The sequence below is a fragment of the Comamonas testosteroni TK102 genome (genome assembly GCF_000739375.1).
Lineage (GTDB): Bacteria > Pseudomonadota > Gammaproteobacteria > Burkholderiales > Burkholderiaceae_C > Comamonas > Comamonas brasiliensis.
In genome coordinates, this window is record NZ_CP006704.1 from 5,542,934 (window position 1) to 5,557,219 (window position 14,286).

The 14,286-nt window shown below is 65.5% G+C and carries 10 protein-coding genes; 4 read left to right on the forward strand and 6 right to left on the reverse strand.

The window, feature by feature from the left end; all coding sequences use genetic code 11:
• Positions 1 to 248: 248 nt before the first annotated feature.
• Complete coding sequence (locus O987_RS25090) at positions 249 to 1,574, reverse strand: DUF445 domain-containing protein (protein ID WP_043376982.1); 1,326 nt, start codon at positions 1,572 to 1,574, stop codon at positions 249 to 251.
• 152 nt (positions 1,575 to 1,726) lie between these two features.
• On the opposite strand from O987_RS25090, the gene O987_RS25095 reads away from it, so the two are divergent.
• The gene (locus O987_RS25095; protein WP_003050615.1) at positions 1,727 to 1,972 is read left to right on the forward strand and encodes a DUF3297 family protein; all 246 of its coding nucleotides are present in this window, start codon (positions 1,727 to 1,729) and stop codon (positions 1,970 to 1,972) included.
• A 208-nt stretch (positions 1,973 to 2,180) separates the two neighbouring features.
• Here O987_RS25095 and hmpA read toward each other — a convergent pair whose 3' ends face one another.
• On the reverse strand, positions 2,181 to 3,359 hold the full coding sequence (gene hmpA / locus O987_RS25100) for an NO-inducible flavohemoprotein (protein ID WP_043375472.1): 1,179 nt from the start codon (positions 3,357 to 3,359) through the stop codon (positions 2,181 to 2,183).
• A gap of 159 nt (positions 3,360 to 3,518) precedes the next feature.
• On the opposite strand from hmpA, the gene norR reads away from it, so the two are divergent.
• On the forward strand, positions 3,519 to 5,105 hold the full coding sequence (norR, locus tag O987_RS25105) for a nitric oxide reductase transcriptional regulator NorR (protein ID WP_043375475.1): 1,587 nt from the start codon (positions 3,519 to 3,521) through the stop codon (positions 5,103 to 5,105).
• Here the strand turns inward: norR and O987_RS25110 are convergent, their stop codons facing one another.
• The 4 genes from O987_RS25110 to O987_RS25125 all read right to left on the reverse strand — a co-directional run bounded on the left by O987_RS25110 (position 5,106) and on the right by O987_RS25125 (position 11,924).
• On the reverse strand, positions 5,106 to 5,516 hold the full coding sequence (locus O987_RS25110; protein ID WP_003050606.1) for an FKBP-type peptidyl-prolyl cis-trans isomerase: 411 nt from the start codon (positions 5,514 to 5,516) through the stop codon (positions 5,106 to 5,108). It lies immediately after the preceding gene.
• Positions 5,517 to 5,605: 89 nt separating this feature from the next.
• Positions 5,606 to 6,748, reverse strand: a complete 1,143-nt coding sequence (locus O987_RS25115; protein WP_003050602.1) for an aminotransferase class V-fold PLP-dependent enzyme — start codon at positions 6,746 to 6,748, stop codon at positions 5,606 to 5,608.
• 211 nt (positions 6,749 to 6,959) lie between these two features.
• A complete protein-coding gene (locus O987_RS25120; protein WP_043375477.1) occupies positions 6,960 to 10,256 on the reverse strand; it encodes an acetyl-CoA carboxylase family protein in 3,297 nt (1,098 codons plus the stop codon).
• 69 nt (positions 10,257 to 10,325) lie between these two features.
• Complete coding sequence (locus tag O987_RS25125; protein ID WP_043375479.1) at positions 10,326 to 11,924, reverse strand: AMP-binding protein; 1,599 nt, start codon at positions 11,922 to 11,924, stop codon at positions 10,326 to 10,328.
• Between the two features lie 156 nt (positions 11,925 to 12,080).
• On the opposite strand from O987_RS25125, the gene O987_RS25130 reads away from it, so the two are divergent.
• Both O987_RS25130 and O987_RS25135 read left to right on the forward strand, forming a co-directional pair.
• A complete protein-coding gene (locus O987_RS25130; RefSeq protein ID WP_019043137.1) occupies positions 12,081 to 12,851 on the forward strand; it encodes a TetR/AcrR family transcriptional regulator in 771 nt (256 codons plus the stop codon).
• 46 nt (positions 12,852 to 12,897) lie between these two features.
• Positions 12,898 to 14,145 carry a branched-chain amino acid ABC transporter substrate-binding protein gene (locus O987_RS25135; protein WP_043375482.1) on the forward strand — a complete coding sequence of 416 codons (1,248 nt, stop codon included), beginning with the start codon at positions 12,898 to 12,900 and terminating at the stop codon, positions 14,143 to 14,145.
• Positions 14,146 to 14,286 lie beyond the last annotated feature (141 nt).

Genomic DNA, 14,286 nt, shown 5'->3' on the forward strand with positions numbered 1-14,286 from the left:
AAGGCAATCACGATCTGCGCAGAGATCGTCCTGGCTACACCATGCGGCGGGGCATGGCGGCATGCGGCCATTCGATGGGCATGCCTGGCTGAGTCAAAGATTGCAGCAAGGTCTTCTTGTTGCGAATAATTCTCATTGTAACCACAACCAACAGGCCTTCCAAAGAATTTTTACTGTTAAGTACTTTGGCATGACCTCAAACCAGCATCGCCCGGCAGCGGCATGCGCGGTCTGGTCGTGAAAAGGCTTTAGCCCAGCCAGGCCAGCATGCTGCGCCACAGGGCAGCGGCATGCGAGATCAGAAACAGCAGCAAGCCGATGGCCCCGCCCACCAGCGTGCCGTTGATGCGTATGTACTGCAGGTCCTTGCCGATATGCGCCTCGATCAGCGTGGCCAGCTGCCCGGCATCCCAGCGCTGCACCGTGTCGGCAATATGGCGGGCGATGAACTGCGAGACATCGGGCGCCAGCGTCGTCGCCCAGCGCTTGAGGCGCTCGTTCATGGAGCTGCGCAGTGCCTCGTCATGCGCCAGCGCCTGGCCCAGCCAGCGCCCCATCACGGCGGCGCGGCGCGCCATGGCCGAATTCTCGTCGGCCAGATCGCGCTCCAGCCGTGCGCGCCAGCCGGTCCATAGCTCGCGCAGGTAGACGGCCAGCTTCTCGTCATGCAGCAGATAGTTGCGCAGCTTTTCCACACGCTCGGCGTAGACGGGATCGTTCTGCAGCCCGTCGATCAGGCGCTGTATCGAGTTGTCGAACGCCTGGCGCAAACGGTGGCCGGGGTTCTGGGCCACGTCCTGCAGCAGGCTGTCCAGAGCGCTGGCAATCACGCTGGCGCCCTTGTCGCTGAGCCAGTCCGTGGGCAGCATTTTTTCCTTGATCGGGTGCTCTCGCTTGAGCCAGACCACGATGGTCTGCGCGATCATCACATGGGTCTGCTCCTGGCGCAGCACGCGGCTGATGCGCGCCAGCACATCGTCCAGCACCTCCTGGTGGCGCCCGCCCGCCGTCAGCCCCGACAGCAGCGATGCCGCCGCACGCGACAGATCCACATGCTGCATTACGGCCTTGAGCGACTGGGTCAGAAACTTCTCGACCTGCTTGTCCTGCACCATCTCCAGCGCGGCCAGTGCCAGCCGCGCCACCTGCCTGCCCAGCAGTTGGCTGTTGGCGGGAGCCGTCAGCCAGTCGGCCAGCGCCTGGGCCGGATTGTTGCGCTCGATCAGCGCCACCAGCGAAGGCGCGTCCAGAAACTTGTCGCGCACGAAAGTGGCCAGGTTGTTCCCTATGCGATCCTTGTTGCGCGGGATGATGGCCGTGTGCCGCCCCACCAGCGGCAGCGGAATGTGGCGAAACAGCGCCGAGACCGCAAACCAGTCGGCCAGCGCCCCCACCATGGCGGCCTCGCAGATGGCCCGCAGGCACACCAGCCACAGCGGCACGGCCTGGCCCTCCAGTCCCCAGCGCGAGCCCGCCAGCGCCGTGGCGATGAAGCCGGCCGTCACCAGCAGCAGCAAAATCAGCGGCAGCCGCTTGGCGCGCTGCAGGGACAGGCGTTGTTCTTCGGTGAGCATGGCGCAAGCATAGGCGAGTCGGGCCGGCTCGCCTATGCCTGCGGCCCCGATGGCCGCGCATGGCCTGCGCTGCGCCATTGCAGCGACAGGCGGCAGGCTTTTGCAATTGCACCGAAAATAGCGCTCCTGTATTCCCTGACTCTCGAGAAATCATGACCGAAGCCACCCGCCCCGAACTGCCCGACCATCTGTCCGTTGACCCTCGCAGCCCCCACCATGTGGCCGCCGTGTTCGAGCACGATATCGGCATCCGCTTCAACGGCAAGGATCGCTTCGACGTCGAGGAATACTGCGTCAGCGAAGGCTGGGTCAAGGTGCCCGCCGGCAAGACCCTGGACCGCAAGGGCAAGCCCCTGCTGATCAAGCTCAAGGGCACGGTCGAAGCGTATTACCGTTGACCCCTGAGGCGCTTGCGCGCCCGGGCGGCCCCCGCCTTCCACGGCCTCGCTGCGGGGTGTCATGCCCCTGGCCTGCCGACACCGACTCGGGCCGTGCTCCAATAAAAAGAGCTGTTTGCGCTTTATTTACAAGGGTTTCAAATGCTTTCAGCGATGAAACCAAGTAATACATGCGCTAACAGCTCTTTTTTAATGAGCATTCACTCAATCAAGCCAGGGCTTCTGCCGGGCCGAAGAACTCGTAGTGCACCTGGGCGTCGGGCACGCCCAGCTCGCGCAGCGACTGCTTGACGCTGCGCATGAAGCCGCGCGGCCCCAGGAAGTAGACATCGGCATCGCGCGACGCGGGCAACCACTGGGCCAGTCGGTCGGTGCTCAGCAGGCCCTGGGCATCGACCTCGTCGCCGGCATCCGCCTGGTCGTAGCAATAGCGGCGCGTGAGCTGCTCGTGGCGGCTGGCCAGCGCATCGATCTTCTCGCGGAAGGCATGCACGCCGCGATCGCGCGCGCAGTGGATAAAGGTGATCTCGCGACCCGTGGGCAGCGCGGCCTGCAGCATGGGCAGCGTGGGCGTGATGCCCACGCCGCCGCTGATCAGCACCAGAGGCCTGGCGCCGGCCTGCAGGGTGAAATGGCCGGCCGGCGGAAACAGCTCCAGCGTATCGCCCACGTGCAACTGGTCGTGCAGATGGCTGGAGACCTTGCCTCCGGCCTCGCGCTTGACGCTGATGCGATAGCTCCTGCCGTTCGCAGCTGCCGACAGCGAATAGTTGCGGCGCTGCTCCAGGCCGTCGACCACCACGCGCAAGCCGATGTACTGGCCGGGCTGATGGGTGATCACCGCGCCGCCGTCCGCAGGCTCCAGATAGAACGAGGTGATCTCGGCCGATTCGACCTGCTTTTGCACCAGCTTGAAGGCGCGCGCACCGCGCCAGCCGCCTTCGGCCGCCGCCGTCTGCTCGTACACGCTGCGCTCGGCCGCGATCAGGATGTCGGCCAGCTGTTGATAGGCCGCCGCCCAGGCAGCGATCACCTCGTCCGTGGCAATCTCGGCACCCAGCACTTCGCGAATGGCGCGCAGCAGACAGGCCCCCACGATGGGGTAATGCTCGGCCTGCACCTGCAGTGCCACATGCTTGTTGATGATCTGGGCGGGCAGATTGCCCAGGTTTTCCAGGCGGTCGATGTTCTTGGCATACATCAGCACGCTGTGCGCCAGAGCACGCGGCTGGGCACCGCTTTGCTGGTGCGCCTGGTTGAACAGCGGGCGCACCTCGGGGTATTCGCCCAGCATGGTCTGGTAGAAATGCGTGATCAGCGCCTCGCCGCCGGTTTCCAGCAGCGGCACGGTGGCCTTGACGATCTCGCGTTGACGTTCGGTAAGCATGCAAATCTCCTGGTTGCTGCCTTGCCAGCTGCAAGGCTTGTACCAGTGAGTGCAAGCGGCGTGCCAGCCTCAATACCACTGCAAAACAATGGCTTGCAGAAGTATGCGTCAATATGACATTGCTCAATTGATGTCTTTTTGACACCTAACGCTGTCGTTATGACAACCTCCCATATTCTCAACGCTGTCAGCCCGCTGATCGCCGATCTGGCCCAGGACCTACCCGAGCGCGAACGCCTGCGCCGTCTGCTGGCCGCGCTGCGCAATCTGCTGCCCGCCGATGCCGTCGCCCTGCTGAAGCTGGAAGGCGAATGGCTGCGCCCCATGGCGATCGACGGCCTGATGCCGGACACGCTGGGCCGACGCTTTCGCCTCGCCGAGCATCCGCGCTTTGCCCAGCTGCTGGCGGCCGGCCAGGCCATGCGCTTCGAGCCCGACAGCCCCCTGCCCGACCCCTATGACGGGCTGGTAGCGCACAAGGGCCAGGCCATCAGCGAGCTGCATGTGCATGACTGCATGGGCTGCGTGCTGCAGCTGGGCGGCCTGCCCTGGGGCCTGCTGACGCTGGACGCGCTGGAGCCGCGCCGCTTTGCCGACCCTGCGGCCCTGGCCATGCTGCAGGCCTTCAGCAATCTGGCTGCGGCCACCGTGGCCACGGCCGAGCGCGTGCACCAGCTGTCCCAGCTCGCGCGCGGCGCCGCCGGCTCGGGTAGCCCCGCCGCACCGCCGGAACGCGGACTGCAGGGCGCAAGCCCTGTCATGCGCCAGCTGCAGAAAGACATTGCCCTGGTCGCCGCCAGCGATCTTTGCGTGCTCATCACCGGCGAAACCGGCACCGGCAAGGAGCTGGTGGCCCAGGCCGTGCATGCGCAGTCGGGCCGGGCCGGCAAGCCCATGATCAGCATCAACTGCGCGGCCCTGCCCGACAACCTGGTCGAGAGCGAGCTGTTCGGCCATGTGCGCGGGGCCTTCACGGGAGCGCTGAGCGAGCGCAGCGGCAAGTTCGAGCAGGCGCATCAGGGCACGCTGTTTCTGGACGAGGTCGGCGAACTATCGCTGCCCGTGCAGGCCAAGCTGCTGCGCGTGCTGCAAAGCGGCCAGCTGCAGCGCCTGGGTTCGGACCGGGAGCATCATGTGGATGTACGCGTGATCGCCGCCACCAACCGCGACCTGGCTGCGGAAGTCAGCGCCGGGCGCATGCGCGCGGACTTCTATCACCGCCTCAACGTCTATCCGCTCAATGTGCCGCCGCTGCGCGAGCGCGACAGCGATGTGCTGCAGCTGGCGGGCTATTTCCTCGAGGAGAACCGCTCCAGGCTCAGGCTGGGAGGCCTGCGCCTCGATGCAGCCGCACAGGCAGCCTTGCTCAATCGCAGCTGGCCCGGCAATGTGCGCGAGCTTGAACACTGCATCAGCCGTGCCGTGCTCAGGGCCCTGAGCCGCCATGACGGCAGCGCCAGCCGCGCCGGCGCCCGGCTGCGCATCGTGACGCTGGGGCTTGCCGATCTCTGGGAGCGGACCGAGGCGCCTGCCCCCGGACAGACTGCGGCCGCCAGCGACCCGGCCACACCGGCAGCGGCGCCCGAGGCCGGCCTGCGCGCCGCCGTCAGCGCCTATGAGCGCCATCTGGTCAGCGCCAGCCTGGCCCGCCACCGGGGCAGCTGGGCCGCCGCAGCGCGCGAGCTGCAGCTCGATCGCGCCAATCTCCAGCGCCTGGCCAGGCGGCTGGAGATAGACAGGCCTTGATCAGCGGCCCTGGATGCCCAGCAGCTCCACGTCGAAGTTCAGCGTGGCATTGGGCGGCACGGCTCGACCCGCGCCGCGTGTGCCGTAGGCAATGGCTGGCGGGCAGGTGAACTTGGCCTTGCCGCCGACCTTCATCTTCTGCACGCCCTCGGTCCAGCAGGGGATCACGCCATTGAGCGGGAACTCGATGGGCTGCTTGCGGGCATAGGAGCTGTCGAACTCCTTGCCGGTATCGGGGAAGTAGCCGCGGTAGTGCACCTTGACGGTGTCCGTCGCCTTGGGGCTGGGGCCCGTGCCTTCGACCTGGCTTTCATAGACCAGCCCGCTGGCAGTGGTGACCGGCGCAGCATGAACCGCTGCGCCAGCACCCATGGCCCATACAAGCCCGATCACGGTGATTGCGTTTTTCATATCGGATGCGCTGAATGAACAAAACCCGACTTTAGTACGAAGTCGGGCCGGAAAAATGTCACGGCAGCCATGCTGCCGGCTGCATTGACTCAGATCAGGGCAATGCCGATATCGTCCAGCGCCTTGGACAGATGCGCCACGGAGCGATCCGAGTCATGCCATTTGTCCAGGCCGAACAGGCCGATGCGGAAGGTCTTGAAGTCCGGGCCTTCATCGCATTGCAGCGGCACGCCCGAGGCGGTCTGCAGGCCGACCTTGAGAAAGGCGCGCCCGCTCTGGATTTCCGCATCCGTGGTGTAGCTGACAACCACGCCGGGAGCCTTGTAGCCCTCGGCCGCCACGCTGGGAAAGCCGCGCGACTGCAGCAGCTCGCGCACCTTGCGCCCCAGCTCCATCTGTTCTTCGCGCACCTTGGCAAAGCCGTACTCGCGCGTCTCCAGCATCACGTCACGCAGGCGCAGCAGCGCATCCGTGGGCATGGTGGTGTGATAGGCATGCTGGCCTTTTTCGTAACCCTCGGCAATCTGCATCCACTTCTTCAGATCGCAGGAGAAGCTGGAGCTTTGCGTGTGCTCTATGGCCTCGCGGGCACGCGCCGAGAGCATGACCATGGCGCAGCAAGGCGAGCTGCTCCAGCCCTTTTGCGGCGCCGAGATCAGCACGTCCACGCCGGTTTTCTCCATATCGACCCACATGGCGCCCGAGGCGACGCAATCCAGCACGAACAGCGCGCCGACCTCGTGCGCGGCATCGGCGACGGTGCGCAGGTATTCGTCGGGCAGCATGATGCCGCTGGCCGTTTCCACATGCGGGGCAAACACCACCTTGGGGCGCTCCACGCGAATGGTCTCGGCCACATCCTCCGCCGGGCATGGCGCCCAGGGATCCTGGCTGCCCTCGCCCTGCTTGCGCGCCTTGCAGACCACGGAGCCGCCGCCCAGGCCTGCATCGGCATCGAAGATCTGCGTCCAGCGGTAGCTGAACCAGCCGTTGCGCACGATCAGCACCCGCTCGCGGTTGGCGAACTGGCGCGCCACGGCTTCCATGCCGAAAGTGCCGCTGCCAGGAATCAGCACGGCCGTGTTGGCGTGATAGACATCCTTGAGCATGCCCAGGATGTCCTGCATCACACCCACGAACTTCTTGGACATGTGGTTGAGCGCTCGGTCGGTGTAGACCACCGAGAATTCAAGCAGGCCATCGGGATCGACGTCGGGCAAAAGTCCGGGCATGGGATATCTCCAATCGCAAATACTGGGCAATCAAAAACACCCCGGAGCAGCCGTTGGGCCGCCGGGGCGCTGGTGCAAGACATTCAGCTTAGCATGAGCCGGAATATGGTTTTGCGTATGCAGTTCATATCAAAAACATGAGCTGAAAGCGCTTTATGGGTCGGAGATTGCAACCGATTAAACGTTGAAATTTCGATGCCCCCATCAGCGTTTACCATGTGTCCACAAAGCGGCTGCCTTCCTCGCGCAGGCGCGCACCGGCCAGGCCGCGCACCAGCCAGGCGCGGGTCTCCGCGGGGTCGATGACGGCATCGACTTCCAGCGTGGCCGCCATGTGCATGGCCTCGCCATGTGCGTATTGCTGGGCCAGCAGCTTCTCGAACAGCGACTCGCGCTGCGCGCCCTCGGGCAGGGCTTCGAGCTCCTTGCGAAAGCCCAGCCGCACTGCCCCTTCCAGCCCCATGGCGCCGAACTCGCCCGTGGGCCAGGCCACATTGAAGATGGGCGCATGGAAGCTGCCCGCCGTCATGCCCATGGCGCCCAGGCCGTAGCCCTTGCGCAGCACCACGCTGAAGTACGGGACGCGCAGCTTGGCCGCCATGACGAACAGCCGGCTGACATGGCGCACCTGGGCGGTTTTCTCGATCTCCGGCCCCACCATGAAGCCGGGCGTGTCGACCAGGCTGACGATGGCGATGCCGTGGGCATTGCACAGCTGCATGAAGCGCGCCGCCTTGTCCGCCGCATCGGCATCGATGGCACCGCCCAGATGGCCCGGGTTGTTGGCCATCAGCCCCACGGGCCGGCCCTCGATGCGCGCCAGCGCCGTGTGGATGCCGACGCCGAAGCCGACTCTCAGCATCAGCAGGCTGCCCTCGTCCACCAGCCCGGCCATGGCGGCGCGGGTGTCGTAGGCACGCAGGCGATTCTCGGGCACGACGTGGCGCAGCAGACGCTGGTCGGGCTCGGACCATTGGTCGATGCGCCCCTGGAAGAAGGACAGATAGTGCCTGGCCGCCGCCACGGCCTGGGCCTCGTCGTCGACCAGGATGTCGATCACGCCATTCGCATGCTGCACGCTGGCGGGGCCGACTTCCTCGGGCCGGAAGACACCCAGGCCGCCGCCCTCGATCATGGCCGGTCCGCCCATGCCGATATTGCTGCTGCGCGTGGCGATGATCACATCGCTGCAACCCAGCAGCGCGGCATTGCCTGCAAAGCAGCGGCCGTGGGTGATGCCCACCACGGGCACCTGACCCGAAAGCGCCGCATAGGCCGCGAAGGTATGCACATGCAGGCCCGCAACCACGGGGGTATCGGTATCGCCGGGCCTGCCGCCGCCGCCTTCGGCAAACAGCACCACGGGCAGCTTCTGCTGCAGCGCGATGCCCAGCATGCGGTCGGTCTTGGCGTGATTGCGCGCCCCCTGGGTGCCGGCCAGCACCGTGGCGTCATAGGACATGACCACGGCGCGCGACCGTTCCGCGCCGAACTGGGCTGCATTGATGGAGCCCATGCCCGTCACCATGCCGTCGGCCGGTGTGTTGGCCACCAGATCGTCGAGGCTGCGCCTGCGTGTCTGCGCAGCAATCGCCAGCGCCCCGTACTCGATGAAGCTGCCTTCATCACAGAGATCAGCAATGTTTTCGCGCGCGCTGCGGCTGCCCTGGCCGTGGCGCCTGGCCATGGCCTCGGGCCGCGCGGCATCGAGCGTGAAGGCATGGCGATCCTTGACACGCTGCAGATCGACCCGGATGTGGCCCGGGTCCTGCCGCTGCGCCGCCACCTCGGCATGCGCCGCATCGCCCTGAACGGGCGCGAGCACCAGCAAGGCCTGGTCCTGCGCCACATAGCTGCCGGCCTCCGCCAACAGCACCTGGACCCGGCCCGCAGCCTGCGCGAACAACACATGCTGCATCTTCATGGCTTCGAGAATACCCAGCTCGGCGCCCTTGGCCACCGTCTCGCCCACCGCCACAGACCACTGCACGACCCTGGCGGGCATGGGAGCCAGCACTGCATTTTCAGGAGCTTGATGCGCTTGGTATACATTGTTTTCAGACTCAAAAGTATCTGAATTCTTTGAATGACTTGCGCTTGAAGCTATCTTTTCTGCAGCCTCCACCAGCTGCGGCAGGACCTCTTCGAGCCAGCGCGTGTGCACGGTCTGCTCCCGCATCTCGGGCCGCCGGGCCAGGGCCTGCAGCAGCGGCAGATTGGTGGCAAGGCCCGCAATGCGGCAGTCGGCCAGCGCGCGCCGGGAGCGGCGCAGCACATCCTCGAAACGCGGCGCGTGGCTGTGCACGACGAGCTTGGCCAGCAAGGTGTCGTAGTGCGGCGACGGACTGGCCCCCTGCTGCGCATGACCGTCCAGGCGTATGCCCGGCCCTTGCGGCCAGTGCAGCTCGGCAATGCGGCCGCCGCCGGGGCGGGAGTGGCCCTGGGCATCCAGGGTTTCGGCATTGATGCGCCACTGCATGGCATAGCCTCGCGGCCTGGGCGGGGCATTCACATTCAGGCCCAGGTCGGCAAAGTGCTCGCCCGCCGCAATGCGGATCTGGGCCTGCACCAGATCGACGCCAAAGACCTCTTCGGTAATCGTGTGCTCCACCTGCAGACGCGGGTTGGCCTCGATGAACACATAGGGCAGGGACTCGGACTGCAGATCGACCAGAAACTCGAACGTGCCCAGACTTTCGTAGCGCAGCCTGGCTGCCATGCGCAGCGCGTCCTCGGTGATGCGCTCGCGCAGCGGCTGCGTCAGGCTGGGGCTGGGTGCAATCTCCACCAGCTTCTGAAAGCGCCGCTGCAGCGTGCATTCGCGCTCGCCCAGCGCCATCGGCCATTCGCTGCCGTCGCCCAGCAGCTGAATCTCGATATGGCGCGCGCCGCTCATCAGCCGCTCGACATAGACGCCGTCCACGCCGAAGGCTGCCTGGGCCTCGCTGCGGCAGCGCTGGTAGGCGGCCGCCACTTCTGCAGCCTCGGTGACTGCTCGCATGCCGCGCCCGCCGCCACCGCCGATGGCCTTGATCATGATGCCGCTGGCCCCGTCGGCCTGCTGGCGCGCAAAGAACTGCTGGGCCTGCTCCAGCGTCACGGCCTCGGGGCTGCCGGGCATCAGGGGCACGCCGCATTGCTGCGCCAGCGCACGGGCCCTGGCCTTGTCGCCGAGAAGCGCCAGCTGCTCTGGCGTCGGGCCGATAAAGCGCAGGCCCGCTGCCGCACAGGCGCGCGCAAAGTCTGCGTTCTCGCTGAGAAAGCCATAGCCCGGGTGCAGCGCATCGCAACCGTGCTGCTGCGCAATCCGCAGCAGCTGCGCACCATCGAGATAGGCAGCCGGTCCGCTGGCGCCCAGTGCCTGCGCCTCGTCAGCGGCCTGCACATGCGCGGCCGCCGCATCATCGGCGGCGTACACCGCCAGGCTGGCAATGCCCAGCTCCTGCAGCGCTCGGATGATGCGCAGGGCGATTTCACCGCGGTTGGCGATCAGGACTTTCTTGAACATAGGACTCTCGTTTTAGTAGCTTTTAGCGCTCACCAATCAATGGTCACAACCACTTTTGATGCAAAAAATTCAGGGGATATCTCGCAGCAAACGGCGCAGCACCTTTCCTGCGCCCGTGGCCGGTAGCGCATCGATGAAGCGCACCTCGCGCGGAGCCTTGTAGCTGGCCATGTTTTCCTTGCTCCAGGCCAGCAGCCCGTCCGCCTCCAGGCTTTGCCCCGGCTTGCGCACGATGAAGGCGCGCACGACCTCGCCTTTCTGGGCATCGGCAACACCGATCACGGCAGCCTGGGCGATGGCCGGATGCTTGATCAGAATCGTCTCCACCTCTTCGGGGAAGACGCTGTAGCCCGAGACCTTGATCATTTCCTTGAAGCGGCCGATGAAGGTCAGATAGCCGTCCGCATCGAATTTGCCCATATCGCCGGTATGCACCCAGCCGTCCTTGAGCGTCTTGGCCGTGGCCTCGGGCTTGTTCCAGTAGCCCTTGAAGTTGCCCGGGCCGCGAATGATGATCTCGCCCACCTCGCCTGCCGCCAGCGGCGCGCCGGTCTCCGGATCTATCACCCGGATCTCGTTGCCCGGCGCAGGTTTGCCATGCGTGCCCCAGCGGATGGCATCGCCCGGCATGAAGGTATCCATGGTGTGGGTTTCGGACAGGCCGTAGGCCGCCTCGCTGGAGATGGCGTTGGGTGCGAACCTGCGCCATTGCTGCGCCAGATCCTCGGTATAGGTGATGCCGAAGCTGGTGACGGTGTTGCGGCGCAGCGCACTGAAATCCATCTTCTCCACGCCGGGCACCTGCATCAGAGCCACATTCATGGGCGCGATGCTGTACCACCAGCTGACGCGGTAGCGCTCCAGCGCCTGCGCCACGGCCAGCGGATCGAAGCGATGCAGCAGCACGCAGGTCGCCCCAGAATGCACGGGCATGTTCACCCCCATGGACATGCCGGCGATGTGATAGAGCGGGGCCACAGCCAGCAACACATCCTCGGCGCTGACGCCGGTCACCCGGGACGCGCCGGCCGTCTTGTAGGCGGCCGCGCCAAAACTCAGCATGGCGCCCTTGGGCAGGCCCGTGGTGCCCGAGGTATAGGTCATCAGCGCCACATCGTCCATGCCCACCTCGACTGGCGCGGGCCTGGCACCGCTGTGCATGAGATCCCAGAAGGATGTCACATTGCCGGGCAGCGGCTGCACGGGGGCCTGCAGTTCGGCAGGCAGGGGCAGCGTGGCTCTGGCGGGCAGCCAGTCACCGTAGCGCACGGCCAGCACATGCTGCAGCGCGGTGCTGCCGCGCACCTTGTCGACCACGGGCAGCAGCACATCGGCCGCGATGATGATCCGCGCCTGCAGATCGTTGAGCTGGTATTCGAGCTCGTGCTCCTTGTTCAGCGGCCCGCAGGGGCAGACGATGGCTCCGATCTTCTGCACCGCGTAGTGCGCAACGATGTACTGCGGGCAGTTGCTCATGAACAGGGCGACGGGCTCGCCGGGCTTCACGCCCAGCTGCTGCAGATGCGCGGCCACGGCATCGCTGGCCTCATCCACCTGGCGCCAGCTGATGTGCTGTCCGTACCAGATATAGGCATCGCGCTCGGGATGCTGGCGCGCATTGCGGCGCAAGGCCTCATGCAGGGGAATGAGGATTTCGGATTCAGCCATGGTTGTCTCCTGGGTGTCTCGTATAGACCGAACAGCGGCGCCACTTTCTCAGGGATTGCCTTAGGGCAATCTGCTGCTCGGCGTCTTGTCAATGTATACCTGCCGGTAGAACAATGCTACCCATTGGTATAACGAATGCGACACACGCAAACCCTCATGCCCGCCACAACCAGAAAGACCGAGAAAAAGCCGGCTGCGCCCGTGGCGCCGCGCGGCCGCCAGCGCCTGCCCACCGCTGGCTCCGACGAGAAGCGCGAGCGCATTCTCAAGGCCGCCGAAGCCCTGTTCGACCGCTATGGCTATGCCAACACCACCATCGAGCAGATCGTGCAGGCGCTGGGCGTGACCAAGCCGTTTGTCTACTACTACTTTCGCAACAAGCAGGAGATCTTTGAAACCCTTTGCTGGGCACCGACCGAGGCCTGCTTCACGGTGCTCGACTTTGCGGTCGACGACCCGCGCCCCGCGCATGAAAAGGCCATCGACGGCCTTCAGCGACTGATTGCCGCCACCATTGCGCACTACCCGGCGGGCTTCTTCCCCTACCGCGAGCCACAGGCCTTCAGCCCCGCCTATCTCAAGGCCTCGCGCAATGTGGCCCAGCAGTTCTACAAGCAGTTCTGCGCCCTGCTCGACGAAGGCCGCGCCAGCGGGCATTTCGATTTCCGCGACACCCGCATCACTGCCCAGGCGGCCTGCAGCCTGCCCGGATTTCTCTACAACTGGTATCAGCCTGGCGGCAAGCTGGGCCCGGCCGAGATGGTGGTCGAGCTCACCGATCTGGCCTCGCGCGTGCTGGGCCTGCGCACTGCGGCGGCCCCTGCGCGAAAGCGTGCGGCCAGGGCCGCACCGGCGCCGGCAGCGCAGACCTCTTCGCCTCCCAGGCGCCGCAAGAGCGCTTCATCCACCACCAACAGCGCCAGCTGAGAGCCTCGAAGGCCAAGGCGCCATTCCAACTCCTGGAGACAAAACCATGTCAGTTCGCTTCTCAGCCCTTGCGCTGGCCGCCGGCCTTTGTGCCGGCACCGTATCCGCCCAGACGGCAGAGCCGTTCAAGATCGCGTTCATCGACCCTCTCTCCGGCCCGTTTGCCAATGTGGGGGAAGTCATGCGCAACCATGTGCTCTATGCCGTCGATGACGTGAATGCCAAGGGCGGCCTCTACAACGGAGCCAAGTTCCAGCTGCTGCAGTTCGACAGCAAGCTCTCGGCCCAGGAAAGCCAGAGCGCGCTGCAGGCCGCCATAGACCAGGGCGCACGCGTGGTGGTGACGGGGGGCTCGGGCTCCTCGGTGGTCACGGCGCTGGTGCAGGCGGCGGCGCGCTACAACCAGCGCAATCCGGGCAAGGAGGTGCTGATACTCAACCACAGCTCCATCGATCCCGAGCTGACCGGCAAGTCCTGCAGCTTCTGGCATTTCATGTTCGACGCCAACACGGCCATGCGCATGCAGGCCATTGCGAACTACATCAAGACCCAGCCCGAGATCGGCAAGGTCTTTCTGCTCAACCAGGACTATGCCCACGGCAAGCAATGGGCCAGCTTCGGCCGCAGCATGGTTGCCAAGGCAAGACCGGATATCCAGTTCGTGGGCGAGACCCTGCACCCCATGGGTCGCATCAAGGACTTTGCGCCCTATGTGGCCAAGATCAAGGAGGTCGGCACCGATTCGGTCATCACCGGCAACTGGGGCCAGGATCTGGCCCTGCTGCTCAAGTCGGCCGGCGACTCGGGCTACAACCTGCGCTACTTCAACCACAGCGCAGGCGGCTTCCCGGGCACCGTGACCTCCATTTCCCAGGCAAAGATAGGCCAGGTGACCTGGGTCGCGGAATGGCACCCCGGCATGGCCGACCGCGCCCAGGCCGACGCCCGGGCCAGGGAGTACAAGGCCAGGATGAACCAGGACTTTCTGGCCCCGCGCATGGACCTGGTGCCGCGCATGCTGGCCGCTGCCATGGCCAAGGCCCAGTCCACCGAGCCCGTGAAAATTGCCAAGGCCATGGAGGACATGTCCATGGACACCGTATTCGGCCCCGTCAAGATGCGCGGCAAGGACCATCAGTTGCTGCTGCCCCAGGTCGTCAACACCATCGCACCCGTGGACGGCAAGCTGGTCAAGACCGGCTGGGAAGGCACGAACTACGGTTTCAGAACCGACGCCGTCTATTCCGCCCAGCAGCTTGATCTACCCACGGAGTGCCAGATGAAACGGCCGTAAAAATGAGGACGGGTCTTCGACTCTGTCGCTAGGCTTGCAGCGGGCGTGGCCCCACACCAGAGACAGCAAGCAAGGGCCGCCCCGCCGCGAAGCTGTCGTCCCCCTCCCATAGCGCGCAGCGCGCAGAGAGAGGGGCGCCCG